The sequence below is a fragment of the Micromonospora sp. AMSO31t genome (genome assembly GCF_008868175.1).
In the GTDB taxonomy this organism is placed as follows: Bacteria; Actinomycetota; Actinomycetes; order Mycobacteriales; family Micromonosporaceae; genus Micromonospora.
The window spans coordinates 1-284 of record NZ_WBKT01000331.1 but is presented as its reverse complement, the minus strand read 5'-3'; the positions used below and the strand labels follow the sequence as shown (position 1 = coordinate 284).

The following is a 284-nucleotide window of genomic DNA, read 5'->3' as shown; positions in this document are numbered from 1 at the left end:
CGGCTGCCGCTGTTCGTCACCGAGTTCGGCACGGTGACCTACACCGGCGACGGCGCGGTCGACACGGCCAGCAGCACGGCCTGGCTCGACCTGCTGGACCGACTGAAGATCAGCTACGCCAACTGGACGTACTCCGACGCGAGCGAGGGCAGCGCGGCGTTCCGGCCGGGCACCTGCGCGGGCGGCAGCTACGCCGGCACGGCCGTGCTCACCGACTCCGGGAACTTCATGCGCAACCGCATCCGCACCCCGGACAACTTCCCCACGTCCTGACCGGCGCGAGC

1 protein-coding gene is annotated in these 284 nt (G+C 71.1%); it reads left to right on the top strand.

Translation table 11 applies throughout. The annotated features are described in order from the left end of the window. On the top strand, window positions 1-273 hold a 273-nt coding region (locus F8274_RS30805), incomplete at its 5' end, for a cellulase family glycosylhydrolase (protein WP_151465909.1). Window positions 274-284 lie beyond the last annotated feature (11 nt).